Raw genomic sequence first — 22887 nt, 5'->3', positions numbered from 1 at the left:
TTCCTGATATGTACACAGGCTATATACGCTAGCGAATTGTTACAGACCGGCGGATTGTTTCAGCCTTTCGGGGTCCCGTACCAGCACGACTTTCTTATCGACGGAAATATATTCGCTGTTTTGTAGGTCGAGCATCACCTTGGTTACCGTCTCCCTTACGGTGCCGGACATATCGGCAATCTGCTGATGGGTCAGCTTTAGCCCGATTTGAATGCCGTCCGTTTTGCGGCGGCCATGCTCCTCCATCAGCCGAAGCAGTGTGCGAACGATTCTCGCTCTGGCGTCCAACAAGGTCAGATCTAGGATTTGCTCATTGGCTTTGCGAAGCCGGGTTAGCGCGGTCTCCAGGATCTTGAGCGTAATCTGCGGGTTTACCTTCAGCATCTCGACGAAATCGCGCCGCTTCAAAATGCACAGTACCGATTTCTCAATCGTGCGGGCGGATGCCGAGCGGACTTGTCCGCTTTCCAGCAGAGCCATCTCTCCGAAGAAGTCGCCCTCACGGAGCACCGCCAAAATAATCTCTCTGTTCTCATCATTTCGGTAGATATGGATGGCTCCCGACTGGATCAGAAACAGTTCCTCGCCATCCTCGTTCTCCAAAAAAAGCGTAGTTCCTTTTTCATATGTCCTAGTCATAAAAAGCGGAACGATTTTTTCCAGATCCGCTTCCTCCAGATGCTCAAAGAAAGGAAAATTACGCAAAAAATGCAGGTTTTTCACAGTTTTCCCTCCTGCTTCTTGCTTTGCTACCAAAGTACCGTTACCGAGACTTTTTTCACATTTTGTGGTTCACACTACAAATTCGCGGTTGTAATCCTGTTAATGTTGTCGATAGGAATAATTCGCCATCGACCAGGCATATTCCTCTATTTTGATCGAACAGGGGTAGAAAGCGATGCAAGAGTTTCATGTCAAATTATTGGAACCTGGAGACATTTTAGGTCGGGCCGTGCTTGGACGCACAGGGCTAACGATTCTGGAAGAGGGGACGGTTCTGACGGAGCAATACATCAAGAGAATCAGACAGTTGGGAGTCGTTTCGGTGGTTGTGAAGAACAGGAAACTGCCGATGCCCGAATCGTCTTTGGCGGAACAGGAGAAGCCGGCTTTAAACCATACCCATTTTTCAGCCAGTACGGGAGTGCCGGTTTCCGATTTTCGCGCCCGCAAGCAAACGCTGGCCGAGTTAATGCAGTTGGCGGAATCCGAGAAAGTTCATGGCCGGATTGCCATTCCTTTCGTAGAGCAGCGGTTCAAGCGGCTTTTTCGCGGTCTGGTGTGCGATATATCTTCCCATCAAAAAATAATGGATCTTCTGACCATGCTTCGTACGTATGACCAAGGATTGTTTAAGCACACGCTGAGTGTGACCGCACTTTCCGTGATGCTTGGCATCTCGCTTCAGTACGATAACGCGAAGTTGCTTGATCTCACTGCAGGATCCCTGCTGTTTGATGTCGGAATGACCCGGGTTCCTCAGTCCATCCTGCGGTGCGTTCGGGAACTGACTTTAGAGGAGCGCGTCATTTTGCAAAATCATACGATTGAAGGATATCGCCTTACGGAAGGGCTGGAAGGAGTGTCGGCGGTTTCGGCCAAGTGCTCGCTGCTTCACCACGAACGCTTCGACGGGTCTGGCTATCCGTTCCATATGAAGGGCGAAGACATTCCGGAGATCGTGCAAATCGTGGCTATTTCGGATGTGTATGACGCCTTGATTTCTCCGCGCCCTTACAGACAAGCCTATAGGGAAAGCGAAGCGGTTGAATTTTTGTTCGGCGCCGGCGACCGGTTTTTCGATGCGGAGCTGGTTAAAGCCTTTTTGAAAAATATTTCGGTGTTTCCGATCTCCACCACCTTGAAGCTGAGCAGCGGACAAGTAGGGGTTGTAGCGGCCCATGCCAGCGGACTTAGTCATCGCCCCTTGCTTCGGATCATCCGGGAGGCCGACGGAACACGGGTAAGTCACCCCTATGAGCTGGATTTAGCCAAAAAAAGAGACGTGGTCGTACTGCATTCATGCGTGGAGTAGGGAGAACCGGGGAGTGTAAGTGTGAGGGAACTGATATTAAGCGGCTTACCGTTTTTGCAAGGCAAGATGCCGGCCGGCGGAGTGATGCTTCTGCTCGGCGCTCAAGCCGCGTGTTTGCTATGTATTGTTCTCCTTCGGCTGCGGGGAGAACGCAGACTGCGAAAAGTTGAGCATATTATCGGAAGGTACATGGCGCCGCAGGTGGTTCATCAAATCTTGAACAGCGGAGAAGCCGGACTCAGATTGGGTGGGACTCGCCGCATTCTGACGATTCTCTTTGTCGATATCCGTGGATTTTCCCTGTTGTCTGAAACCGCGGAGCCGGAAGAAGTCGTCGCCATTTTAAACGAATATTTGAACCTCACCGCCGGCTGTATTCTTCGTTATGAAGGGACGTTGGATAAATTTATCGGAGATGCCGCGATGGCGGTCTTCAACGCGCCCTTTTTTCAGGAGGATCATCCGATGAAGGCGGTTCAGGCCGCATGGGCGATGAAAGAAGGCGCCGCAGGCTTGGAGCGAAGGCTTATGGACCGATACGGCCGTCAAGTCCAGTTCGGTATCGGTATCCATACGGGCCCGGCGGTATTCGGCAACATCGGCTCCTTGACGAGAATGGACTACACCGCCGTGGGGGACGCCGTAAATACCGCGGCCAGATTGGAGAGCCTGGCCAAACCGGGGCAAATTCTAATCAGCGAAACGACCTATGAGGCGGTTAAGGACAGGATCCGGGTAAGTTCTCCTGGCAAGCTGCAGATGAAAGGAAAAGAACAGGAAATCGTCGTTTATGAATTGGAGGGGGTTGTGTGACAATTGAAAAGCTGCACCCGTTACCAAGAACAAAGCCCGCCAAAGATGGCGGGCTTTCGTTTTGCACCATGGTTTTTCACGGGGGGATACTTTACTGCAGGTCATGATTCGGACCGCTATCGTCCCGGCGGTTATAATAGAAAAACCAGCAGTCATTCAATAATCGAATCTGTCGGCGGTCGCGCTTATGAAAGGCGCGCATTATCTGGTTGCTGAGCCACTTAGGCAACACGATCTCCTCCTCCGGCACCCTTTGTAGGTAGCATATGGGGAAACGCCGGAAACCGTGCAGGTCCAGCCGGAAGGATGCTAGGCTATTCCTTCTTCCTCGTACCATTGTTCAAGCTGGGCTTGCAATGCCCGAATCTCCGTCAAAAGGGAGATCAGCGGGTAATTTTCTTCGCGGATGGCCGAGAACGCCGCTTCCAAGTCATTGATGTAATCCAATCCGCTTGTGATGAGCAGCGATTCCTGAAGCAAATCCAGATTATCGCATTCCGCTACCGCGATGGGCAGGGCGGGAACCTTGCTGGCGGTCAGTTTATCGATTTCTTTATTCAAACGCAGGTTCAACGCGCTTAGCTGATAGGCATAATCGCGGGGCATTTCTACAAATAACAAGTTTTGCTCCTGCTGCAAAATGACGTATCTCATAAGGGCCATGTACGATATCTCCTTTTTGTTGTATCCTACTTGACAGTGTAGCGTAAGGCGAAGTTAAAATTCAAGTAACAACCTTGAGGGAGAAGATCAGACTTTGGGCGGAAAAGGGGACAAGCCGATGACCAATGAACAACTGCAAGCCTGGGTGGAGCAGATTTCCCACGACTCCTTCGGCCTTCCGTTTAGGCATCGGGCGAGCTTTAACCGGCGCCTTCGGACGACCGGAGGGCGATATTTCATGAAATCCCATGATATCGAGATCAATCCCGCGCAGTTGGAAGTTTACGGGAAAGAAGAAGTAGAGCGGATTATTAAGCACGAACTGTGCCACTATCATCTGCATTTGTCGGGGAGAGGGTACAAGCATGGCGATCCCGATTTTAAGCGACTGCTGGCGCAGGTGGGCGGAAGCCGCTACTGCCAGGGATTGCCCGGGACCGCCAAACGCAGGGTCCTGCCCTATCGGTATAAACTGACTTGTTCCAAGTGCGGGATGGAGTACCTGCGAAAGCGGAAGGTCGACCCGGCCAGATACCGATGCGGAAGATGTGCCGGCCCGCTGCGTTTAAACGCACTGTAAGGGTCAAACATGTGCTATACTTAGCTCAATACATGTAAGGAGTGAACTAAGAATGGCCCAATCGAAAGCTAAGAAAATTCGCCGGAAGCTGATCCGCGAGGGAAAAAGAAACCCGGAACTCGGCCGCAGCCCGTTCTCTTTTGCGGATTTGAGAACCCGAAAAACAAAAACGAAGCAGGATTGCATCACCAAGCAAAAACATAAGAACCACGGTTCCTTTTATGGAGACGATGGTTCTTTTTATTTTGGGAGCAATTATAGCGTATTTAGGCAAAGATTAATCGCAAATCTAAGGTATAATGAAATATCAAAACCATCGAAGGAGGGATTTTTATATGCGATATGGTCCTGATCCTAATGCCATCTACCCGAACGAGCAAATTAAAAGTCTATGTTACATTAAAAACGTGGTCACTCGACCCAATATCATAGTCGGTGACTACACATATTATGACGATATAGACGGGGCAGAAAAGTTTGAAGAGCATGTTACTCATCATTATGAATTTATCGGAGATAAGTTGATAATCGGGAAGTTTTGCGCTATAGCCAAGGGCATTGAATTTGTTATGAATGGTGCAAACCATAGAATGTCCAGCGTAACCACCTATCCTTTTAACATTATGGGCAATGGTTGGGAAAAGTCGGCTCCCACACTGGCAGACTTACCCTTAAAAGGCGATACAGTTATAGGAAACGATGTGTGGATCGGTCAAAATGTTACCGTAATGCCGGGTGTGCATATTGGTGACGGAGCCATTATCGCAGCCAATTCAGTCGTCGTAAAAGATGTTCCTCCTTACCATATCGCCGGGGGGAATCCCTGTAAAGTAATTCGAAAAAGATTTGATGACGAACTCATCGAATATCTACTTTCCATTAAATGGTGGGACTGGCCGGCCCAAAAGATTTTTGAAAATCTGGATGCTCTTTGCAGTGGGGATCTAACAAGAATCAAGGAGATTATCGATATAGGTTGAACTATTGATTTGGTTCGAAATAAAGGGAATTCTTCCCGTTAATTTGGTACGTATTCGGCTGCAGAAGCGAATTAGCTGGAAAACCTCCCGTTAATTCGCCTGAGTTTTTGTATATCGGCAACAGGACCGCGAAATAGATGGAACTTTTCCAGCTAAATCCGATCGAGAGGCCAATAGTGGTAAATTAACAGGAAGTTTTCCCGTTAATGATACGGACTCCGACGGCGGTACTTTATGTCCGAATGCCTATCTCATCCTTGCTCAGTGCCAATCCTTTAGGTCAACCTATCTAGTTATGAATTCCTTATAACCGGAGGTCAAAAATACCGCTAAAATCTTGACTTGTTTACACAAACATGATAAATTTAATTTTGTTCTGACGACACTTCTATTCCCCGATAGCTCAGTTGGTAGAGCACTCGACTGTTAATCGAGTTGTCACAGGTTCGAGTCCTGTTCGGGGAGCCATTTTCCTGGAGAGATACCCAAGTGGCTATAAGGGGACCCTCTGCTAAGGGGTTAGACTGCGTAAGCGGTGCGAGGGTTCGAATCCCTCTCTCTCCGTTCTGAGTTACATCGATCAAGAACCTCCCGTTAAATCCGGGAGGTTCTTTTTGCAGAGGGATGAGAACCCTCAATGGGAAGGTTCGTCGCGAGAGTATCCCTCTATAAAACTTTAAAAATTATTGTTGCAAGGCATTCTAGTTTCTGTTATACTCATTCTTGTCGCCGCTTCTGGGTGACACAGCGTACGGCCCGTTGGTCAAGGGGTTAAGACACCTCCCTTTCACGGAGGTAACAGGGGTTCGAATCCCCTACGGGTCACCATATATGCGGTCGTGGTGGAATGGCAGACACGCTATCTTGAGGGGGTAGTGGGCGTACGCCCGTGGAGGTTCGAGTCCTCTCGACCGCATCCTATGATTTGAGGCAGTCCCGGTAACTTCGGTTATCGGGACTGCTTTTTTTCATTTTCAAACCTAAGCTTAGAGGAATATGGTATATTGATTGATAATGATTCTCAATAAAAGGTGGTTTTTGCATTGCTTGATCCTAAAACCGATCAACCGGACCAATTCCAACCGGGGGGCGGTCCTTGGACCGTTCGCCTGTGGGATCTTGAAATCATAAAAGGGCTGCGACAGCCGGGGGACCAACGGTTAACGCTGCATTCGGCTCTCATTGTATTGCTGGGAGGCGACATCCTTATGGAACGGGATCAGCAGACCTTGCGGATGAGCAAAGGCTCCGCCTGTTTTTGTCCCAAAAACAGCACCTTCGGGATGTCAGCCGAGTCACCGGCGTCGGTAAATGCGATGGTGTTTTACTTTAGCGTTTACCAAGCCAATCAGGCGAATGAGGGGCTTCGCCATGAATTACGCGAGACCGAAATGAATAGGGAAGACGGGGTGGAGGAAAGGATCATCCATTTCCCGGGTTGGGAAGATCGCGCAGCCTTGTTATGCCGGTCCGTCTATGGCCATTTTTATCACAAGGATAAGATAAAACGTTGGAAAGCCCAACTGGACTTTCAGGAGCTGTTGTACGGGATTATAACGGCATCGGGCCATCCGGCCGGAACGGATAAGAGCCAGGCGTTGGAACGGGCGAGAAGCCATATGGAGGAGCATTACGCCGACGAGTTGACCATGGACCAGCTGGCGGGAATTGCGGAGCTCAGTCCGAAGTATTTTGCAGAAGTGTTTCGGAAGGCGTATGGACTCAGCGCGATGGAGTATTTGACGCAAATCCGCTTGAATAAGGCGAAGCAGCTCATCCTGGGAACGGGGGGAAGGCTGCGGGATGTGGCCCACCAGGTGGGGTACAAAGACGAGTTTTATTTCAGTAGGAAGTTCAAAAAAGAGTTCGGTTTGTCTCCAACCGCCTACTCCAGATCGAAGCAGAATAAGCTTGCCGTGTACGGCTCGTCTTCCGTGCTCGGTTTTTTGCTTCCACTGCAAATTACTCCTTACGCCGCGCCTCTTCACCCCAAATGGTCCCGTTCTTATTATCATGCTCTGGCGTCGGTGGTTCCCGTGCATTTGGACGCCTACCGGCAGAATTATAATAAGCGGATGAATTTGCAGAAACTTGCCGATTCCCGGCCCGAGTTGATCATTTGCGCCTCTGGTGTCGAAGCTTGGGAACAAGAAAGGTTGGAGAAGATCGCTCCAGTCTATGAAATGAAGGCCGAAACAATCGGATGGGAATCCCAGTTGGGGGAGCTTGCCGAATTGCTTGATAAAAAGAAGGAAGCCCAAAACTGGCTCGATGGTTTTCACGCCAGAGAAACGGAGATTCGCAATACATTACGGGATCGGTTGAAGGAATCTCCCCGTATTCTGCCGCTCTGTTTGCACTTGGATCAAATGAGGATTAACGAGGGCAGGGGCCTTCGGGAGGTTTTATTTGAGATGATGGGGGCTGAAAATGCGTTGTCCGGCGTCGGTCCAATCCGGCTCGAGGAGCTCGCGGGCCTCCGGGCGGAGCATTTGTTTTTGCTCGTCCGGCAGGATACGGCGACCTTAGCGTACTGGGCCAAGCTGCAATCTTCTCCCCAGTGGCTGGGCATCGAGGCGGTTCGCGCCGGGAAGGTACATCTTCTTTCTTCCTATCCTTGGCGGGAATATTCGCCGGAAGCGATCTGGCGAATGCTTGGGGAGCTGCCGGCCTGCTTTTCCGATAAAAGTCCATGAAACTTCCGTCGATAATCCATGGCGAATCTATGACAGGTTATTTACGATATTAATGATAATAATTATCATTATCATCTGATAGATAGATTCGATTCATGGAAAGGGGCAGCAGAGAAGAGATGAAACAGACGAAATGGGCAGTAGTGGGGTTGTTATTCCTTATATCGGTTGTATTTACGGCCTGCGGTGAAAAGAAAGAGGCCGCCGAGTCCCCGTCGGGGACGGAAAAAGCGGCTTCGGCCGAACAGGCGGAGACAAGAATTATTAATTATCTCGGAAAAGAATACAAGGTCCCGGCCAAAACGGACCGTATTGTCATTACGGGAGCCGTGGAAGCGATGGAGGACGCCATTGTCCTGGACGTCAAACCGGTGGGGGCGATCACCGTAGGCGGCCAATTCCCCGAGCTGTTCCGGCCGATTACGGGGGAAGCCCAATCCGTAGGAGAGAAGACCGAACCGAATTTCGAGACGATTCTGTCCCTGAAACCGGATGTGATCTTGGGCAGCACCAAGTTCAAGCCTGAAGTGATGGAGCAATTGGCTAAGATTGCCCCGACGCTTCCGTATTCCCATGTGTCTACGGATTGGGAAAGCAATCTGCGCCTGCTTGGGGAGTTAAGCGGCAAGCAAGAGCAGGCGGAGCAGGAAATCGCCAAATATAAGTCCGATTTGGAGGATGCCAAAACCAAGCTGAATGATTCCGTAAAGGGTGCGAAGGTGCTTGCGATGCGTATTCGCGTTGGCGAGCTGTACATATATCCGGAGAAGGTGTTTTTTAATCCCGTGCTCTATGAGGATTTGGGCCTAACGGCTCCGGCCGAGGTAAAGGCGGCGAAAGCCCAGGAACTGCTTTCCAAAGAAAGGCTTGCCGAAATGAACCCGGATTACATTTTCCTTCAATTCTCGCCTGATGAAAATAAGGAAAGTCCGAACGCGCTGGAACAATTTCAGAACGACCCGATTTTGAAAAACGTGGCCGCCGTCAAAAACGGAAAACTGTTTATCAATGCGGTAGATCCCCTCATCCAAGGAGGCACCGCTTACAGCAAGATTGAATTTTTGAAAGCGGCGGTGGACCGCCTGACCAAATAGTATAAATAAGGCGTGTTAAATCATGAAGCAGAAAAAAATGCTGCCGGCGTTCATTTTGTTAATGGCTCCGGCAGCCGCTATTTTACTTATCTTAATTTCAACGCGTTACGGTGCAAAACCGATGACACTGGAGACCGTGTGGAATGCGGTATTCGCTTTCGACAAGGAGCTTGTCGACCACCAGATCGTTATGACTTCACGGCTTCCGAGGGCGATAGGCTCCATGCTGATCGGGGCTTTTCTTGCCGTGTCGGGAGCGCTGATGCAGGGGATTACAAGAAACTACCTGGCCTCCCCCTCCATTATGGGCGTCTCGGACGGCTCCGTGTTTGCGGTCACTTTGTTTATGGCCGTACTGCCTGGAGCCACCCCCAATTTGTACATTCTTAGTTCCTTGTTGGGATCTGCGGCCGGGGCGGCGATGGTGTTCGGACTGGCTTGGCTGATCCCGAAAGGAATGACTCCGGTCCGCCTGGCGATTTTAGGTACGGTTATCGGGAGCTTTTTAAGCGGTGTCGCCAATGCGATTCAATCGTATTTTCAAGTATCCCAAAAATTGAGTTTCTGGTTTAATTCCCGGCTGCACCAACTCGACCCGGAGATGATCAAGCTGACCGTTCCCTTTGCCGTGGCGGGTCTGGCGTTAAGCCTGGTATTATCGAAGTCGATTTCGGCTTTGTCGCTGGGCGAGGAAACGGCGGCGGGGCTGGGGATTCGAGTCTGGCTGGTCAAAGGGCTTGCTATGCTGGCCGTCGTTATTTTGACCGGCGTATCCGTGGCCCTGGCCGGGAAAATCGCTTTCGTGGGGCTGATTGTTCCTCATATCGCCCGGTTTATTTCCGGTTCGGATTACCGGTGGATCGTCCCCGTCTCCGGTGTGCTCGGGGGCTTGTTTTTGACGCTTTGCGATTTGCTGGCGAGGTTTATCAACTTTCCGTTTGAAACGCCGGTAGGGGTCGTGACCGCACTGTTCGGCGTTCCGTTCTTCCTTTATCTGATCAAGACCCGGGGAGGCGAGCAGCGTGCGTAAATTTTCGGCCGGAAGAACGGCAGCCGTTCTCGCCAGCGGGCTTTTGCTCATCCTCGTGGCGGTCTATTTCAGCTTAACTTATGGGAATTTTGAGATATCGGTCAAAGATATCGTTAAAACCTTGTTACGGATCGATCCTCAACCGGAATATGATCTGGTCGTTTTTGAGTTCCGTTTGCCGCGGATTGTTTTGGGAGCCTGCATCGGGTTTGCTCTCGGCATAGCGGGCTGCGTTCTTCAAGGGATTACGCGAAACGGGCTGGCCGATCCGGGCGTTCTCGGCATTAATGCCGGGGCCGGCATGGCGGTCGTTCTGTTCATGTTTCTGTTCCAGGGAACCGTAAATTTAACCGGCTGGCTCGGAGTGATGACCATGCCGCTGTTTGGGCTGGCCGGAGGATTTGCGGCCTTGGCCGCGATCTATTCCTTCGCCAGACAAGGAGGAAGACTCGACCCTCAGCGGTTGATTTTGGTCGGTATCGCGATGGGAACCGGTTTTGGGGCCGTGACGATGTATGTTTCGCTCAAAATGAATCCGCAGGACTATGAGATGGCCGCGGTCTGGTTGTCCGGCAGCCTCCATGGCGCGAACTGGAAGTTTGTTGCCGCTATGCTGCCTTGGTTGCTGATCATTCCGCTGGTCATTTGGTTAAGGTCGTCGGTTTTGGATTTGCTTCAGCTGGGCGAGGAAAATGCGAAAGGGTTGGGCGTGGCGCTGGAACGGGAAAAAAATCTTTTGCTGCTGTGCAGTATCGGACTGATTAGCGCCAGCGTAGCTTTTGCGGGGGCCATCGCGTTTGTCGGGTTAATCGCCCCTCATCTGGCGCGGCAATTGGTCGGATTGCAGCATAAGCATATCCTCCCTGTCAGCGGCCTGATCGGCATCGCGATGCTCGTCATCGGAGATTTGATCGGCAAGACGGTATTCGCCCCGGCCGAGTTGGCGGTGGGCGTGGTTATTTCTATTCTTGGCGTCCCCTATTTTGTCTATCTCCTTATTCGAAACAGAAAATAACCCAATTAGCGGGAGGTCCTGATGCGGAAATTCCAACAGTTGAAAATCGGAGAGAGAGAAGTGCTGCTGTATTTACCTCCCTCTTACGAGAAAACCGTTCGCCATTATCCCGTCGTGTATGTGCATGACGGCGGCTTTCTTTTTACGAGCTGCCTCAATTATTTGGAGCATTTATTTCTGTCGGGGCAACTGCCTGAATTGATTTGTGTCGGGGTTGAAACGGCATGCCGAAATGACGAGTACACCCCTTGGCCTGCGGAAGCCCTGGCTCCGACCTCCATCGGCTTTGGCGGGATGGGACGAAGGTATATCGATGAAATTGCGGAGGTGCTTAAACCCTATATTGACCGGCATTACCGGACGATTCCGGCCGCAGACTCCACGGGAATGATCGGCGGCTCGCTCGGCGGATTGATTTCCTGGTTCGCAGGGTATTGGAGGCCGGACGTATTCGGGAAACTCGGTTTGCTGTCGCCTTCCTTTTGGTACCCGGGGGTGCTTGATTTTGTTAGAGGTTCGCAAGGACTGGACCCTAATCTTCGTGTATACATGTCCCTGGGCGGCCTTGAAGGAATCTACAAGCAAACCGTCCAGAAAAATATGGTCTACTGCGGTAAAGAGGTTTATCGCTTGATGGTGGAGCAAGGATTTCCCCAAGAACAATTGACGTTTGCCTGGGACCCGGACGGGACGCATGACGATTTGTTTATGGCTCAAAGATTTCCCGAAGCCCTGCAGCGATTGTTCCATTCAACTCCCGGGTTATTGCAGCCGGTCAAAGAGAACAGCGCGCGCTATCATATCCCGGGAACCGAGGTGTGGCGTATGAGAGCAGACCATACGGGCCGCGAATATCGTGTTTTCGTGGCTGTGCCGGACGCGCCGCCTCCTGAAGCGGGGTACCCGGTTTTGTATTCCCTGGACGGGAACGCCTCATTCGGTTCCCTGGCGGAGGCCATGCGACTGCAATCGCGGGGCCCGCACGGGATTCCGGCCGCGTTGATCGTCGGTATCGGTTATGACTCTCTCGAACCGCTGGTTACAACCGAGAGATTTCGAGATTATACCGTTTACGCCGAGGACGGGGAGTTGCCGGAACGTCCGGGCGGGACGAAATGGCCGGAAACGGGAGGCGCGGATGAGTTTCTCGATTTCCTGGAGAGGCAGCTTAAGCCCGAACTGGGAAGGCGATATCGGATTAACCGGGCAAAGCAAACCTTGTTCGGCCATTCGCTTGGCGGATTTGTCACTCTCTATGCCATGATGACAAGGCGGGAGGCTTTCCAACGCTATGCGGCGGCGAGTCCGTCAGTCTGGTGGAAAAATCATGTGCTCTACACATTATGGGAGCAGGCGGGCGAGACTTTTCCCGACGCTGGGGAATTCTCCCCGGAGATCCTCTTGATCACCGGAACGGAAGAAAAGGAGTCCATGATCCGCGATGCCCGGGAGCTGATGAACCGGCTTACTCAATCCTGCCCTAAGCTTGCGGTGGAATATAAGGAAGTGGAAAGGGAAGGCCATGTCTCCGTACTTCCCGCCTTGATTAGCGAACTGCTGCGATTTGTGACCTCTTGAACAAAATAAACACCGCTGAGCACTTGTGCCTTTCAGCGGTGTTTTCTAATGGTGAAGGTGAATGATCGTCTTAGAACCTCTTAACTTAGCCGGGCCTTAGATTAAATGCCTTAAAGCATAGGCAACACCGTGTTCGTTATTGCTGCGGGTTACTGCGGAACTGAGTTGCTTGACCTCATCAACCGCATTTTCCATAGCGATTCGGGTGCCTGCGATTTGAAACATAGAGATATCGTTATAACTGTCTCCGATCACGACCGTATCACTCAAGGGGATGCTGTAATGGTCGGCGAGAAATTTCAACGCTTTGCCTTTATCCGTAGCGGTGGAGATGATCTCCAAAGTATGATCGGCGGAAGAGGTAGTATGGACATAAGGATGATCGGCAAAATGTTCCTGAATCGCTTGAAGTTTGCGTTCGTTGTAGGTAAACACAAGCAACTTGTAGACGGACGAGCCGGTTTGCAGCACTTGTTGAGGGTGATTCACTTGTCTTATACCGAACTGTACAAATTGGATCATGGCGCTCTTCCACAGCAAATCCCGATCAATCCCGGGATTGGAGCTGAGCAGGACATCCATTTCCGCTCTCAATTTGTCTTCCCCCCGGGAAGGAGAATAGATGGCGTCCGGGCAAAAAATTTCAAAGTATACATCCAGCTCGTGCAAGTATTGCACCGCTTCCTCGGCTATTTTGCGCTCAATCGGCGTTTCGTTCAACAGGCGGCCTTCCCCGTCTATGACCGACGCCCCGTTGAAGGAAATCATAGGCAGATTATCCAAACCGACCAAATTCCGCACATCATAGCTCGCTCTTCCCGTACAAATGGTGACCTTATGTTCACCCGACTTCAGCATTTTGGCAATCTCGGCTATGCCTTCTTCGCTGGGTTTGACTTGGCTTGTCAATAGAGTTCCGTCCAAATCGATGGCGATCAATTTCATGATGGTTCCTCCCGTTTCTCTATGCTCTAGTAATAACCCTTCCGAGTATAATTTATGAAAAGCATTTCAGGTCAACCCATAGGGGTTATGTTACAATGGACCGTGATGTGGGTGACATTAAGTCAAGAGCGATAAGAAGGATGAGAAAGAATGGATGCCACACTTTGGATGATACTGCTGATCGGCTTGGGTACGTATTTGTTTCGGGCCGGATCGTCTGTTCTGGGAAGCCGGATAAAATGGTCCGACAAGACCAGGGAATGGCTGAACTTTGTTTCACCTGCGGTTCTTGGCGCGCTTCTCGGTCCTTTGCTGCTGTTAAACCAAGATCAATGGGTGAATTGGGCGGAAAATAAAGCCCTTATTGCGGCTGTTCCCACCATACTGGTTGCTTGGTGGTCCCGGAGATTGCTGCCGACCGTGGCTTCCGGAGTCGGTTTGTACGCTGTCGCTTATTACTTGCTGTAACAGGGGGTAGGACTATGAACCGACAAGATCGAATCTCGATGGCGCTTAAAGACGCATTGCCGATAGTGATCGCTTATTTTCCAATATCGGTAACCTTTGGGGTATTGGCGGCAGCCAGCGGTTTTTCCTCGCTGTATACGATTCTCGGCTCGGTATGGATTTATTCCGGAGGAGCGCAGTTCATGCTGGTCGGTATGATCGGCTACGCCGCAGTCCCGACCGCAGTGATCACGACGATTTTGCTGGTGAATCTAAGGCACATTCTATATGGAGCCACGATAGGTCCCCATATGAAGACATGGAGCGAGCCGTTAAAGTGGGCTGCGGCTTTTGGTTTGACGGATGAGGTTTATGCGGTCGTTTCCAGTCGTCTCAAAAGTGGAGAACGGCTTATGCCAGCCTATTATTTAACCTTTGCCTTTGCGGCTTACGCCTCCTGGATCGCTGGAACGAGTGTCGGTATCGGCCTAGGCGGGCTCGTTCCTCCGGAACTGTCGGACATTCTGGAATTCGCACTTCCCGCGATGTTTATCGCCCTGCTGTTTGGCGGCGAGATCAACCTGCCGACGCTTGCCTCCGCCACGACCGGTGCCGTGCTGGCTATCACTGCGGGATTGATCGGTTTGGGAGGCGCAGGAATCGTGCTGGGCGGCTTGGGCGGAGCGACCGTGGGCCTGGTTGTAAAAAATTATCAAAATAGAAAGCAAAGGAGCATCTAAGTCCCGTTAGGGATCGCCGGAGTCCAAAATGCGGGAGTATTGGGGATAGTGGGAACGGATGCAATCCGGACAAATATCGTGTGTGAAATCTGCGCAAGTACGGGCTTTGAGATATTCTTCGATGGGAACCCAGGAATTCAGCTCGTCTTTAATTTTCTTGCAGACGGCGCAAATGGGCAGCAAACCATGGAGTATATGGGCTTGGGAGAAGGCTTCGCGAAGTTTGGATTCGGTTTCTTTATATATGGTTATATCGGAGTAGAGCAGGATCAAGCCGCGGATCTCCGATGTTTCGGCATCCCGCAAAGGTACGCCTTCAAGCCTGTACCAGCGCTTACTCGTGGCGCAAAGCTGCATCTCCGCGTTGAAGGAAGGGAGCGTTCCGTCGAGGACCCGTTGAAGCCGGGTCAACCATTCGGTAATATCGGGTTTTCCGCTGTGATTTGCCGGATTTCCGAAATGCTTCAGTACATTCATTCCCGGACGGTCCCAAAGCGGAGAAAGCCCGTATTTCTCCGCCGTACGAATCCAAGTTTGGTTAACGTAACGGATCGTTCCCTCGGGATCAAGGATGGCCAGGCTTATGGGAAGACAGTTGGCGGCTTCCTGCGAAAGGAAAAACGGATCTCTCAAAGCATTCCCTCCTACTCCAGTTATTTGGGGTCAGGTGTCATCGCGCAGTTTGCATAACAAAAATAATTTGTGGAAATTTTGTGGTATAATTGGATGGAGTTAAAGCGGCAGTAAGCTTTGATTTGATTATATACGCAAATACGTCATTTTACAATCCAACAACACGCAAATGCGCGAAAAAAGACATGTACTGAAGGAAGGTCGGAGAGAGTGGCCATTTATGACCGGATCGAGTCGCTTATTAAGGATAGAAAGATGACCAAAAAACAGTTCTGTCTGGACCTGAGCATCAGCACGGGGAATCTGGGAGATTGGAAACGTGGAAAATCGACGCCAAGCACGAACAAACTGATCGAAATTGCGGCTTATTTTAACGTAAGTTTGGATTGGCTCTTGACCAGGCAGGAAGTAAGGCAGCCCTCTATGGTAATGGAACATCAGGCGTCCTACGGCAGGAGCATTGGAGAAATTTTGATGGAATACGGCTATCCGCTGGACCATAGCGAAGCGACGTTCATTCAGGAATACTTGGAATTTATTAAGCACCGCAGACAGAAGGAAAACCGTGGAGATTAATTCCACTTTACATTTCTTAAACACATCGATATAATAAGAATGTTCGCTTATGAACTGCCGCGCGGTCGTGGTGGAATGGCAGACACGCTATCTTGAGGGGGTAGTGGGCGTACGCCCGTGGAGGTTCGAGTCCTCTCGACCGCATCCTATGTTACGCAAGAAAGTCTCCGGGAATCATCCCGGGGGCTTTTTTTTGTTACAGCTTTAGCCAGTTGAGTGCGTGAAAACGCGCGAAACAAAAAACCACCTGCTATGTGGATGGTTAGTGCTGCTTATAGCAAAAAACGACCTGATGGTTTCGTTATCATAGGAGTGTTCAAGCTACGATGTATAACGAAAGGAAAAGGTGGCTTAATGGCTAATCGATGTGATATGTCACATACAAAGAGGCGCCTAGTGAGCTTCCAAGCTTCCAACTCCAAAAGGATGCAAATCTGCAGGCATTTCCAGCGATTTTAGAGAAACGAGCCGGTTTCGTCGAAAATTCCTGCAGATTTGCAGGAGTTTTGAAATTTTTGGCCCCAACCAAGAAAAAACATGCACATATGCAGGAATTCTATGTTATCAAGGTGGTCTGACGGGAGACTAGTGCTAATCGCACCCCTTCAGGGGTGGTGATGTGATTGATTTACCTGGAAGTAACACTTCTCTAACAGTCCCCAAATATTTGGATAATATACTCGATTTAGTTTAAACCAAATAGGAGGGAAGAGCATGAATAAGCTGTGGAGAAGGCTGGCTGTCAGCGGAATGGCTCTGGCGGTTATCGCGGCGGGCCCTGCGGCGATCGCCCAGGAAAACGGAAACAAGGGAGCTTCCCCCGGGAAGGCGTCCTCCAAAAACCTGATCGTGCTGATCGGGGACGGCATGGGACCGGCTCAAATTTCGGCCGCCCGCTATTACCAGCAGTACGTAAAAGGCGTGAAATCGCTCAATCTTGATTCTTATTATGTGGGGCAAGCGACTACATATGCGGATCGTGGCGAGGACGGAGGTACCGTCGTTTCCGGTATCGTCACGGATTCGGCATCCGCCGGCACCGCCTTTGCGACCGGTCACAAAACGTATAATGCCGGCATCAGCGTATCCAACGAAGACGTCTCCAAACCGTTTGCCTCGGTCATTGAAGCGGCGGAAGCCAGCGGGAAGGCCACCGGCCTCGTGACGACGGCACGGATCACCCATGCAACACCGGCTGTTTACGCTTCGCATGTGCGCAGCCGCGATAACGAAAATGCGATCGCGTCCCAATATTTGGATAGCGGAGTGGATGTGCTCTTCGGCGGCGGCAAATCCTTCTTTGTAACAAAAGAGGAAAAGGGAAAACGGACGGATAAGAACCTGATTCCGGAATTTAAAGCGAAGGGATATAAGGTGGTAGAGGATGCCCAAAGCCTGAAGTCATTGACGGCAAAAGACACTAAAGTGCTGGGGCTGTTCGGCGGCTCCCACGTCGATTACGTACCGGATCGGAAAGCGGAAACGCCTAGCCTGGCGGCCATGACCTCCAAAGCGCTTGAAGTATTGTCGGCGGATGAGGACGGCTTTGCCATCATGATCGAAGGAGGACGGATCGACCATGCCGGGCATGCGAACGATCTGCCGACTCTGGTTCAAGAGGCGCTGGATTTCGATGCCGCGTTTAAAGTGGCGATCGATTTTGCAAAGAAGGACGGAAATACGTCGGTAGTCGTCACCGCGGACCATGAAACAGGCGGATTGTCTTTGTCCAGAGATAACATTTATGAAATCAATATCGATTTGTGGGATAAGCAAAAGCATTCTTCGGAATATTTGGTCGGCGCTTTAAACGAAGCCAAAACGTTGGCGGATGTGAAGAAAATCGTGGCGGACAACACCTGGATTACGGATCTGACGGACGAAGAAGCCCAATACATCCTTGATGGCGACGGATCTTCTTATAAACGGGAAGGCGGTTATAACGCGGTGATTTCCAAACGCCTTCTGGTAGGTTGGTCCGGGCACGGCCACTCCGCCGTGGACGTAGGGGTATGGGCCTATGGACCGATCGCCGAAAAGTTGAAGGGCCAGGTCGACAACACCGAAATCGCGGTAGCCGGAGCTGAAGTTATCGGCGTTGATTTGGCTAAGGCGACGGCCGAGCTGCAATCGCGTCATATCTATCCGAAATTTAAGATCAATCGCGATAAAGAGGTGCTGTATCCGGCAAAAGCCTTGACCGAGGCGCTTGGAGGAACATACCAGGAGAGCGGGGCGACCGCTACGCTCACCGTAAGCGGCAAGTCCTTGAAGATCGATCTCGGGGGGAAAGCGGCAAAGGCAAACGGGAAGTACACCATTGATGTCGATAACGGAACCTTGTACCTGCCCCTTGGCGCATTTAACGAGCTGACCGGAAAAACGCTGAAATGGGATGCTTTGTCGGAACGAATCCTATTGAAATAAGGCTTGAAGAAATCATGCAGGAACAGGAGAATCCCTTTTCTCCTGTTCGCTTTATTTTGAAGGGGGATAGGCATGCTGGAATTTCGTGAAGTTAGGAAACAGTTTCAAGTAGCGGGAAAAACGATTCCTATTCTTGATATTCCCGAATGGAACGTCAACCAGGGCGATAAAATCGCGATCACCGGGCCCAGCGGTTCCGGAAAAAGCACGCTGCTTCATTTGATCAGCGGAATTATGAAGCCTGATTCGGGTGTTATCACGCTCGGCGGCGAGCGGTTGTCCGAGATGAACGAGCCTGCCCGGGATTCTTACCGTTCCGCTCATATCGGGTATATTATGCAGGATTTTTATCTGATCCCTTCGTTAACGGCCAAGGAAAACATTGAAATGGCGCTCTCCGGTGCCGCGAAAGGGAAAAGTCGGCGGGGCAGCGTCGATGAATGGCTTGAGCGGGTTGGACTCAAGGATCGGGGAGCCCACAAGCCCGCCCAGCTGTCCCGTGGACAGCAGCAGCGGGTGGCGATCGTCCGGGCGTTGATCCATGAGCCGGAACTGGTGTTGGCCGATGAACCGACGGGAAGCCTGGACTGGGAAACCGCGGACGAAATCGGCAACCTGCTGCTGGAACTGTGCGGCAGCCATAAGCAGACGCTTTTGGTCGTTACCCATGATTTGAATATGGCCGAGCGCTTCCCGGCGACCCAACATATTCATCAAATCAATCGGATGAACCGTACCCTGCAAGTACAGGAGGACGTCGCGATATGAGCATGCTGCGTTACATGCTTCGAAACCTGCTGCACCGCAAGTTTCTGTCACTGCTGACAATTCTGTCGGTGACGGCGACCGTCGGGTTTGTTCTTTTACTATCCATGTCCAAGGCGGGGGTGGAGGAAGGGGCGGAAAACGGGTACGGCCCTTTTGATCTGGTCATCGGCGCTGCCGGAAGCGAAACGCAGCTGGTGCTCAACACCTTCTATCATGTGGGAGCCCCTACCGGCAATATTTCCGAAGAAGCGTGGGAGGCGGTAAGCGAGCATCAGGCGATAGATCGTGCTTTCCCCATGACGACCGGAGATTATTTTAACGAATTCCCGATCGTGGGGATCGACTCCGCCTATTTCATGACAAGATACGGGGATCGGGCCTTATCGGAAGGCGGCCTATACCGGCAAACGGGGGAAGTCGTCGTCGGGGCTCATGTGGCTCAAACGCTGGGACTTCATGTAGGCGACAGCTTTACAGGAGCCCATGGATTGGTGGAAGGATTGCATGATGAGGAGGAGCATGGAGAGGAGCACGAAGAGGAGCACGAAGAGGGGCATGAAGGGGAAGAGCATGATGCGCATGAACAATTCCGGTATACGATTACGGGAATACTGCCGAGATTGAATACGCCGGATGATCGGGCTGTTTTTACGACAGTAGATCATGCATGGGCGGTTCACGGCGTGGAAAGCGGGCATCGGGAGGTTACGGCCGTCCTGGTGAAGCCCAAGACGCTGCTGAGCGGGCAGGAGTTAAGGGATGCGCTTGAGAGCGAAGCCGGGGTTCAGGTGGTGTACACGAGCAAGGCGGTGGCCGATGTGGTGAACCTGGTGGACAGAGGTTCCGAACTGATCGAAATCGTGACCCTGCTGTGCGTGTTGTTGGCTGCCGTGACGATCCTGTTGTCCCTCGTGGCCGCCGCGGGTGAGCGTACCAAGGATGCGGGGCTGCTGCGTCTTTTGGGCAAGTCCAAAGGATATATCATGGCTTCGATGGTGGGAGAGGGGCTCGCGCTTACGGCATTCGGGCTTCTTTTGGGCTATCTAGCCGGGCATGCCGCCGCTTATTTTCTTAAAGAAGCCGTATTCAACTATGCGGGCATTCAGATTAACCCGTTTCAGATAACGGCGGATCACGCGGCCATTGCCGCCGGAGCCTTGGTAATCGGCCTGGCCGCTTCCATGATCCCGGCGTTCCGAATGTATCGGACGGATGCGTTGACTCTTTTTAAAGCATAGGAGGAACAAGAGGATGAGAAACCAAAGACTAATTCCTTTGTTGATGATAGCGATCGCCATTCTCTTGCAAGCATGCGGGCAAAGCAAACCCGCCAGCTCGACCGCGGGAACCTTCGCCCAGGCTGAGGCGGCAGACGCGCCCGTGACCGTGAAGGAAGAGCCGCCGGGGGGGACGCCCGATGAAGAGCCTGACGACAAGCCGCGGCAGGAAGCGGGAGCCCCTGGAGGATCCCTCAACGAGCCCTTGAAGGATCAGGAGAAGGGTTCGATTAAACAGGATGGCGAAATCGAAAATACAGAGGGAACGGGGCAAGTCAAAGAAAATCTAGATGCGGATCTATCAGGCGGCGTTAAAGCAGTAGAGAAGAGCTTACCCCAAGCGGGAACGGCCGACGGGAAGCTGCCGGCAAAAGCGGCATCCGCCGATGGGCGACAACCGGCCAAAACGGACACGGCAAGGGAGGATAAGCCGGAGAAAGCGGAAGCGGTGACAGGAAAGCAGGCGGCAGAATCAGCGGCCGCGGAACAAGAAAACCCCACTGGAAAACAGCCCAAGGAAGCTGACACGGATTCGAAACGGGCGGCCGCCGAAACGAAAACGAAAACAAAAATAACAACGGAGCAGCCTTCCGCCGAGCCGAAAACCGCGGATATAAGCACAAAAAAGCCCGCCAAAGGTCCTCAGACCATCAGCTGGTCCGGATTTTTCGACGGTGAAGACCAGACGACCCCTTCCGAACAGTTCTGGGATCTTAGCGGTACGACGGTTACCATAAAGGGGTTTATGGGGGAGGTGCTGTCCTTTGAAAAAAACTGGTTTTTGCTCATCCCGGAACCGGGTGCGGAATGTCCGTTCGATAACGGGGATGAAACCTATTGGAATAAAATTATGATCGTGTTTGTACCGGACGACGTCAAGCTCCGATACAAATCGGAGCCGCTCCAAGTGACGGGCCGGCTCGATGTGGGAATTAAAATTGACGAGTCCGGCTACAAGACGATGTTCCGCCTTTACGACGCGAAGTTTAAGGAAATTAAGGAATAGGCCAGGGCCGGCAGTTCGCCTTTTGCGTTTCAAGACCCGTGCATTGCTTTAAATGGACAATAGACCGGTTATTGAAGGAGGTGCTTTATATGAAACCATTGTATACGGTCTCTGCCACGGTAAAAGGCGGGCGTACCGGAACGGTGGAAACATCGGACGGCGTCTTAAAGCTCAACCTTAGTATGCCCGAAGCAATGGGGGGACAAGGCGGCGGAGGTACCAATCCGGAGGCATTGTTTGCGGCCGGGTATGGTGCCTGCTTTGCGAGCGCATTGGCCAATGTAGCCCAGAAAGCCGGAGTCAAGGCGGAAGACGCCGAGGTTACCCACCATGTAAGCATCGGCAAAGACGAGGAAGACGGCGGATTTCGTCTCGCCGTACAAATCGATGTGAAGCTGCCGGGAGTGGAGCGCGCCAAAGCCCAGGAATTATTGCATCAGGCGCACGACTTCTGCCCTTACTCCAAGGCGACAAGAGGTAATATCGAGGTTAAATTAAATTTGGTGGAATAGCGCAAACATCAGCTTCAATAAAAAAGACTTCCTTGTGGCATACTAACGGGGAAGTCTTTTTCTAAGCCGGGATTCTCGATGATCGGGATGTCATCCCCTTCCAAGTTGACACATGGATGAAAATTATTTAATATGTCTAAGTACTAAAACAGGTTTTTAAATTGATAATACGGGTGATGACCATGTCTTACAGACCGAATGTAGAGAACGTGACCAAGGCTGGAAGCAATGAAAAAGAAGGTTTGTACGAATTTATCGTCAAGCTGGCCGACGGAACGGAGTGCCGAGTATTTTACCACCGTTTTCCCGAATGGCGGTTAACGAATATCAGCCGTTTGCAGAAAACGCCTTGCCCGGTCTGCCGTAAAGATTTCATTTGCAAATGCATGGATAACTTTTCGGGCGATATCGAGCGCCAAATTACAGACGAACAATGGATTGACAAGGCTTTGGCCGAATAATGAACCGATTCGGTTGCGCATAGTGAGCGCGGGGCGATCATCGCTCCGTGCTTTTCTCTATATAAAAGAGGGGAGAGGAAGCACCGTGGAACAGGATCAGTCAGCCTCCGCGATCGTTTTTTTTGACGGCGTATGCCACCTTTGTCAGGGCGCGGTGAAGTTTATTATCCGGCGCGACCCCCGGGGAAGGTTTCGTTTCGCGTCCCTTCAATCCTCCTCGGCACGGAAACTTCTGGCGGACCGAGCCCCCGATACGGGAGATACGATGCTGCTATTGGAAAAGGGGAGGATATACTCCCGTTCCGCCGCGGCCCTTCGCATCGCCAAGGGATTGCGTTTCCCCTGGCCCCTGCTCTACATCTTTATCGTGGTGCCGCCCGTGGTGCGCAATGCCGTATACCGCTGGATTGCCGCCAATCGCTACAAGTGGTTCGGAAAGGCTGAGGCGTGTATGGTCCCCACCCCGGACATCAAAAGGCGTTTTCTGGAGGATGAGAATTAGGACTTGTCCGATGAAAAAAACTGTGTTATTCTAACTGTAAAATTCAGGAATACGGGAACGGAAGCACCGTCCAAACACCGAGAAATCGGTTTTTGGGCGGTGCTTTTTT

The 22887-nt window shown here is 51.5% G+C and carries 24 protein-coding genes and 5 tRNA genes; 24 read left to right on the top strand and 5 right to left on the bottom strand.

Annotated features, from left to right (window positions below; genetic code table 11):
* Nucleotides 1–39: 39 nt before the first annotated feature.
* Complete coding sequence (locus FRY98_RS06005; protein ID WP_225039510.1) at nucleotides 40–723, bottom strand: Crp/Fnr family transcriptional regulator; 684 nt, start codon at nucleotides 721–723, stop codon at nucleotides 40–42.
* A gap of 175 nt (nucleotides 724–898) precedes the next feature.
* On the opposite strand from FRY98_RS06005, the gene FRY98_RS06000 reads away from it, so the two are divergent.
* Nucleotides 899–2035, top strand: a complete 1137-nt coding sequence (locus FRY98_RS06000; protein ID WP_148450786.1) for an HD-GYP domain-containing protein — start codon at nucleotides 899–901, stop codon at nucleotides 2033–2035.
* 21 nt (nucleotides 2036–2056) lie between these two features.
* Complete coding sequence (locus FRY98_RS05995) at nucleotides 2057–2848, top strand: adenylate/guanylate cyclase domain-containing protein (RefSeq protein WP_148450785.1); 792 nt, start codon at nucleotides 2057–2059, stop codon at nucleotides 2846–2848.
* 91 nt (nucleotides 2849–2939) lie between these two features.
* Here FRY98_RS05995 and cmpA read toward each other — a convergent pair whose 3' ends face one another.
* Together cmpA and FRY98_RS05985 are read right to left on the bottom strand one after the other, a co-directional pair.
* Nucleotides 2940–3077, bottom strand: coding sequence for a cortex morphogenetic protein CmpA (gene cmpA, locus FRY98_RS05990; RefSeq protein ID WP_148451205.1), 138 nt, complete (start codon nucleotides 3075–3077; stop codon nucleotides 2940–2942).
* A gap of 80 nt (nucleotides 3078–3157) precedes the next feature.
* Nucleotides 3158–3511, bottom strand: coding sequence for a hydrolase/acyltransferase (locus FRY98_RS05985; protein ID WP_148450784.1), 354 nt, complete (start codon nucleotides 3509–3511; stop codon nucleotides 3158–3160).
* A 118-nt stretch (nucleotides 3512–3629) separates the two neighbouring features.
* Between FRY98_RS05985 and FRY98_RS05980 the strand changes: the two genes are divergently transcribed.
* From FRY98_RS05980 to FRY98_RS05925, 11 genes are all read left to right on the top strand, one after another.
* Nucleotides 3630–4091 carry a SprT family protein gene (locus FRY98_RS05980; RefSeq protein ID WP_148450783.1) on the top strand — a complete coding sequence of 154 codons (462 nt, stop codon included), beginning with the start codon at nucleotides 3630–3632 and terminating at the stop codon, nucleotides 4089–4091.
* Nucleotides 4092–4426: 335 nt separating this feature from the next.
* The gene (locus tag FRY98_RS05970) at nucleotides 4427–5071 is read left to right on the top strand and encodes a Vat family streptogramin A O-acetyltransferase (RefSeq protein WP_148450782.1); all 645 of its coding nucleotides are present in this window, start codon (nucleotides 4427–4429) and stop codon (nucleotides 5069–5071) included.
* A gap of 392 nt (nucleotides 5072–5463) precedes the next feature.
* A tRNA-Asn gene (locus FRY98_RS05965) sits at nucleotides 5464–5539 on the top strand.
* A 7-nt stretch (nucleotides 5540–5546) separates the two neighbouring features.
* Nucleotides 5547–5635: transfer RNA gene (locus FRY98_RS05960), tRNA-Ser, on the top strand.
* A 189-nt stretch (nucleotides 5636–5824) separates the two neighbouring features.
* Nucleotides 5825–5899, top strand: a tRNA-Glu gene (locus tag FRY98_RS05955).
* Between the two features lie 5 nt (nucleotides 5900–5904).
* Nucleotides 5905–5987 (top strand) — tRNA-Leu (locus FRY98_RS05950).
* Nucleotides 5988–6114: 127 nt separating this feature from the next.
* Nucleotides 6115–7767 carry an AraC family transcriptional regulator gene (locus tag FRY98_RS05945; protein WP_148450781.1) on the top strand — a complete coding sequence of 551 codons (1653 nt, stop codon included), beginning with the start codon at nucleotides 6115–6117 and terminating at the stop codon, nucleotides 7765–7767.
* A 119-nt stretch (nucleotides 7768–7886) separates the two neighbouring features.
* On the top strand, nucleotides 7887–8861 hold the full coding sequence (locus FRY98_RS05940; RefSeq protein ID WP_148450780.1) for an ABC transporter substrate-binding protein: 975 nt from the start codon (nucleotides 7887–7889) through the stop codon (nucleotides 8859–8861).
* Nucleotides 8862–8883: 22 nt separating this feature from the next.
* Entirely contained in the window at nucleotides 8884–9891 is a 1008-nt protein-coding gene (locus FRY98_RS05935; protein ID WP_148450779.1) for a FecCD family ABC transporter permease, read from the top strand.
* Nucleotides 9884–10906 carry a FecCD family ABC transporter permease gene (locus FRY98_RS05930; protein ID WP_148450778.1) on the top strand — a complete coding sequence of 341 codons (1023 nt, stop codon included), beginning with the start codon at nucleotides 9884–9886 and terminating at the stop codon, nucleotides 10904–10906. Before FRY98_RS05935 ends, FRY98_RS05930 begins: the two co-directional genes overlap by 8 nt.
* A 21-nt stretch (nucleotides 10907–10927) precedes the next feature.
* Nucleotides 10928–12484 (top strand): alpha/beta hydrolase, encoded by a 1557-nt coding sequence (locus FRY98_RS05925; protein ID WP_148450777.1) that lies wholly within the window; start codon nucleotides 10928–10930, stop codon nucleotides 12482–12484.
* A gap of 96 nt (nucleotides 12485–12580) precedes the next feature.
* Here FRY98_RS05925 and FRY98_RS05920 read toward each other — a convergent pair whose 3' ends face one another.
* On the bottom strand, nucleotides 12581–13429 hold the full coding sequence (locus tag FRY98_RS05920; protein ID WP_148450776.1) for a Cof-type HAD-IIB family hydrolase: 849 nt from the start codon (nucleotides 13427–13429) through the stop codon (nucleotides 12581–12583).
* A gap of 150 nt (nucleotides 13430–13579) precedes the next feature.
* Between FRY98_RS05920 and FRY98_RS05915 the strand changes: the two genes are divergently transcribed.
* Together FRY98_RS05915 and FRY98_RS05910 are read left to right on the top strand one after the other, a co-directional pair.
* Complete coding sequence (locus tag FRY98_RS05915) at nucleotides 13580–13897, top strand: AzlD domain-containing protein (protein WP_148450775.1); 318 nt, start codon at nucleotides 13580–13582, stop codon at nucleotides 13895–13897.
* A 14-nt stretch (nucleotides 13898–13911) separates the two neighbouring features.
* Entirely contained in the window at nucleotides 13912–14616 is a 705-nt protein-coding gene (locus FRY98_RS05910) for an AzlC family ABC transporter permease (protein ID WP_148450774.1), read from the top strand.
* A 6-nt stretch (nucleotides 14617–14622) separates the two neighbouring features.
* Here FRY98_RS05910 and FRY98_RS05905 read toward each other — a convergent pair whose 3' ends face one another.
* Nucleotides 14623–15249: a PAS domain-containing protein gene (locus FRY98_RS05905; protein WP_170287033.1), complete on the bottom strand. Its 627-nt coding sequence runs from the start codon at nucleotides 15247–15249 to the stop codon at nucleotides 14623–14625.
* A 210-nt stretch (nucleotides 15250–15459) separates the two neighbouring features.
* Here FRY98_RS05905 and FRY98_RS05900 point away from each other — a divergent pair, with 210 nt between their 5' ends.
* The 9 genes from FRY98_RS05900 to FRY98_RS05860 all read left to right on the top strand — a co-directional run bounded on the left by FRY98_RS05900 (nucleotide 15460) and on the right by FRY98_RS05860 (nucleotide 22778).
* The gene (locus tag FRY98_RS05900; RefSeq protein ID WP_148450772.1) at nucleotides 15460–15825 is read left to right on the top strand and encodes a helix-turn-helix domain-containing protein; all 366 of its coding nucleotides are present in this window, start codon (nucleotides 15460–15462) and stop codon (nucleotides 15823–15825) included.
* Nucleotides 15826–15886: 61 nt separating this feature from the next.
* Nucleotides 15887–15969, top strand: a tRNA-Leu gene (locus FRY98_RS05895).
* Nucleotides 15970–16539: 570 nt separating this feature from the next.
* Nucleotides 16540–18252, top strand: a complete 1713-nt coding sequence (locus FRY98_RS05890) for an alkaline phosphatase (protein WP_148450771.1) — start codon at nucleotides 16540–16542, stop codon at nucleotides 18250–18252.
* A 72-nt stretch (nucleotides 18253–18324) separates the two neighbouring features.
* Nucleotides 18325–19020 carry an ABC transporter ATP-binding protein gene (locus FRY98_RS05885; RefSeq protein ID WP_148450770.1) on the top strand — a complete coding sequence of 232 codons (696 nt, stop codon included), beginning with the start codon at nucleotides 18325–18327 and terminating at the stop codon, nucleotides 19018–19020.
* Nucleotides 19017–20258 carry an ABC transporter permease gene (locus FRY98_RS05880; RefSeq protein WP_148450769.1) on the top strand — a complete coding sequence of 414 codons (1242 nt, stop codon included), beginning with the start codon at nucleotides 19017–19019 and terminating at the stop codon, nucleotides 20256–20258. The genes FRY98_RS05885 and FRY98_RS05880 overlap by 4 nt, the downstream gene beginning before the upstream one ends.
* 13 nt (nucleotides 20259–20271) lie before the next feature.
* A complete protein-coding gene (locus FRY98_RS28865; RefSeq protein WP_225039506.1) occupies nucleotides 20272–21303 on the top strand; it encodes a hypothetical protein in 1032 nt (343 codons plus the stop codon).
* 89 nt (nucleotides 21304–21392) lie between these two features.
* Nucleotides 21393–21815 (top strand): organic hydroperoxide resistance protein, encoded by a 423-nt coding sequence (locus FRY98_RS05870; RefSeq protein ID WP_148450768.1) that lies wholly within the window; start codon nucleotides 21393–21395, stop codon nucleotides 21813–21815.
* 182 nt (nucleotides 21816–21997) lie between these two features.
* Nucleotides 21998–22276, top strand: a complete 279-nt coding sequence (locus tag FRY98_RS05865) for a hypothetical protein (RefSeq protein WP_148450767.1) — start codon at nucleotides 21998–22000, stop codon at nucleotides 22274–22276.
* An 85-nt stretch (nucleotides 22277–22361) separates the two neighbouring features.
* The gene (locus FRY98_RS05860; RefSeq protein WP_148450766.1) at nucleotides 22362–22778 is read left to right on the top strand and encodes a thiol-disulfide oxidoreductase DCC family protein; all 417 of its coding nucleotides are present in this window, start codon (nucleotides 22362–22364) and stop codon (nucleotides 22776–22778) included.
* Nucleotides 22779–22887 lie beyond the last annotated feature (109 nt).

The organism is Paenibacillus faecis (assembly GCF_008084145.1).
Taxonomy (GTDB): Bacteria; Bacillota; Bacilli; order Paenibacillales; family Paenibacillaceae; genus Fontibacillus; species Fontibacillus faecis.
This window is presented reverse-complemented; position numbering and strand designations above follow the sequence as displayed.

Bases quoted from the DNA above. Each gene is read 5' to 3' on its own strand.
- FRY98_RS28865 (WP_225039506.1), top strand. From the start codon at position 20,272: ATGAGAAACCAAAGACTAATTCCTTTGTTGATGATAGCGATCGCCATT.
- FRY98_RS05935 (WP_148450779.1), top strand. From the start codon at position 8,884: ATGAAGCAGAAAAAAATGCTGCCGGCGTTCATTTTGTTAATGGCTCCG.
- FRY98_RS05920 (WP_148450776.1), bottom strand. From the start codon at position 13,429: ATGAAATTGATCGCCATCGATTTGGACGGAACTCTATTGACAAGCCAA.
- FRY98_RS05940 (WP_148450780.1), top strand. From the start codon at position 7,887: ATGAAACAGACGAAATGGGCAGTAGTGGGGTTGTTATTCCTTATATCG.
- FRY98_RS06000 (WP_148450786.1), top strand. From the start codon at position 899: ATGCAAGAGTTTCATGTCAAATTATTGGAACCTGGAGACATTTTAGGT.
- FRY98_RS05980 (WP_148450783.1), top strand. From the start codon at position 3,630: ATGACCAATGAACAACTGCAAGCCTGGGTGGAGCAGATTTCCCACGAC.
- FRY98_RS05880 (WP_148450769.1), top strand. From the start codon at position 19,017: ATGAGCATGCTGCGTTACATGCTTCGAAACCTGCTGCACCGCAAGTTT.
- FRY98_RS05970 (WP_148450782.1), top strand. From the start codon at position 4,427: ATGCGATATGGTCCTGATCCTAATGCCATCTACCCGAACGAGCAAATT.
- FRY98_RS05865 (WP_148450767.1), top strand. From the start codon at position 21,998: ATGTCTTACAGACCGAATGTAGAGAACGTGACCAAGGCTGGAAGCAAT.
- FRY98_RS05910 (WP_148450774.1), top strand. From the start codon at position 13,912: ATGAACCGACAAGATCGAATCTCGATGGCGCTTAAAGACGCATTGCCG.
- FRY98_RS05925 (WP_148450777.1), top strand. From the start codon at position 10,928: ATGCGGAAATTCCAACAGTTGAAAATCGGAGAGAGAGAAGTGCTGCTG.
- FRY98_RS05985 (WP_148450784.1), bottom strand. From the start codon at position 3,511: ATGGCCCTTATGAGATACGTCATTTTGCAGCAGGAGCAAAACTTGTTA.
- FRY98_RS05885 (WP_148450770.1), top strand. From the start codon at position 18,325: ATGCTGGAATTTCGTGAAGTTAGGAAACAGTTTCAAGTAGCGGGAAAA.
- FRY98_RS05915 (WP_148450775.1), top strand. From the start codon at position 13,580: ATGGATGCCACACTTTGGATGATACTGCTGATCGGCTTGGGTACGTAT.
- FRY98_RS05870 (WP_148450768.1), top strand. From the start codon at position 21,393: ATGAAACCATTGTATACGGTCTCTGCCACGGTAAAAGGCGGGCGTACC.
- FRY98_RS05890 (WP_148450771.1), top strand. From the start codon at position 16,540: ATGAATAAGCTGTGGAGAAGGCTGGCTGTCAGCGGAATGGCTCTGGCG.